The organism is Candidatus Cryosericum odellii (assembly GCF_003570935.1).
Taxonomy (GTDB): Bacteria; Caldisericota; Caldisericia; order Cryosericales; family Cryosericaceae; genus Cryosericum; species Cryosericum odellii.
The window spans coordinates 1,591-3,505 of record NZ_QXIU01000008.1; the positions used below are offsets into that span (position 1 = coordinate 1,591).

The 1,915-nt window shown below is 54.3% G+C and carries 2 protein-coding genes; both read right to left on the minus strand.

Features of this window, described 5'->3' with window-relative positions:
* Positions 1-389: DUF3798 domain-containing protein (locus tag SMC5_RS10920; RefSeq protein ID WP_407079747.1), on the minus strand; the 389-nt coding region annotated here is incomplete at its 3' end.
* A gap of 430 nt (positions 390-819) precedes the next feature.
* Positions 820-1,915 (minus strand): DUF3798 domain-containing protein (locus tag SMC5_RS00260; protein WP_119119121.1); only part of this gene is annotated, 1,096 nt, incomplete at its 5' end.

Consider the following 1,915-nt stretch of genomic DNA (forward strand, 5'->3'; position numbering starts at 1 on the left):
ACGTTGGGGTCTTCCTGCGGTTGACCACAGAAGAGCAGGATGTCGGACCTCTTTGCACGTATTTCCTTGAATGCTTCGGTTGTGCCGGGAACACCCTGGTTGACGACAATAGCCTTCATGAGTGGGTCGTCGGAAAGGCCAACAATGTCAGCGATGACCGTTTCCTGCTCAGATGAGAAGTTGTCCGGGTAGGTTATTGCCTGAATCATGCCACCGTCAGCGACAGTGCCATATTCTTTGGCAAGAGCATCGCCGCCACGAAGGTCGTCCTCACCCTGAGAGACGGTGCCGGTGACGATACCAATATGAAACTTGGCTCCAGTAGTGATACCAGTGCCCGCCGGCGTAGTGGTCTTCTTGCAGCCTGCGAATACAACTGCGACAAGCATGAATGACAGCAAGACTGTTAGCAGCTTTTTCACTCTCTTCCTCCCCTGAAGAATTAGCTATAGTTCAGCCTGAGCATATGTCTAGCACAGTCGTAGCATTTTTCAAGATATCTTCACATTGTCCTGAGGAGATTTCCAGTACTTGAGTTGAGGAACCTGCGTCCTGAGCCAAGCAAAAACCCCGGCCGTAAGGCCGGGGTTTTGTCGACAGACGACGAGCGATGCAAAGCTCTAGTAGTCCATAACAGCGAATTGCTGGAGTCCTCGAAAGCGACGTACCAAACACGCAAGCGCTGATTGCCTAACGGTGTTCGCCTCTTCTTCTCTATGGCACAACATCACACAACCGTGATGCTGATTGTCTTCCGGCCAGTGTGCACGTTGAAGGAAAAGCGCTGGGGCTTCTGCCCCAGCGCTTGAGTTTCAGACTCTACTGAGCCTTGTAGGTGAGGTATTTCTCGGGGACTACCTGTTTAGCAGCGCCGAGGTACCCTTTGCCAAACACGTATGTGTCCTGGTACAGCAGGAAGTGGTTAGCATCTGTCTTGTTGGTATTAAGGTCTGTGTAGACTGAAGCGTTCCATGCAGCGCCAGGAGTGTATTTCTCAAAGGCAGAGAGCACATCCTGCATGTTCGCAACCTTGGCCGTACCCTCGATGCAACGCTTGGCATACTCACCGAGGCCTGCTGTGGTCGTATAGTCCATAGAGAACGCCCATGTGCCAAAACGGCCGGATCCGCCGTCGGCGACAATTGTAGACTCGACCTTCTTGAGGATAGCCGGCCAATCACCCTGCTCAGCGCTGAGATCGATGCCCAAGGCTCCCGGATAGCCCTTGGTGGGCGATGGAGGGTCGGCTCCGACGAACATGCCACCGTATTTCATGACCTGTTTGATCAACGGCTCTGTCTCAGCGTCATTGGTGCAGAAGTACACGGTATCCTTGCCGTACTTCTGGACCCAGGCCGGAACGTGCTCAAGGATGTACTGCTGAGCGCCGGCCACACCAACATCGCTGGTAGGATCAGGAGCGGTCTCAAAATAGGTCTTGACCCCGAGATCCTTGCCTGCCAGCTGCATGACGGCCCAGCGGCGGCTCAGAAGCTCAATGCTCATGTGACGGGCGAATGAAATGTGGACAAAGCTCTTGGCGCCCATTTGTTTGGCGCACCAGATCATAAGATAGCCCATAGACACATTGTCGGTGTCAGTGACAACATCGGCCGCCGCGTCGATGACGTTGGGGTCTTCCTGCGGCAGACCTGCGAAGAGCAGGATATCGGGCCTCTTTGCACGCACTTCCTTGAATGCTTCAGCGGTACCTGGGACAGCTTGATTGACGACAATAGCCTTCATGAGTGGGTCGTCGGAAAGGCCAACAATGTCAGCGATGACCGTTTCCTGCTCAGATGAGAAGTTGTCCGGGTAGGTGATCTGTTGGATCATGCCACCGTTGGCGACAGTGCCATATTCTTTCGCAACGGCATCGCCGCCACGAAGGCCGTCCTCACCCTGAGAGACGGTG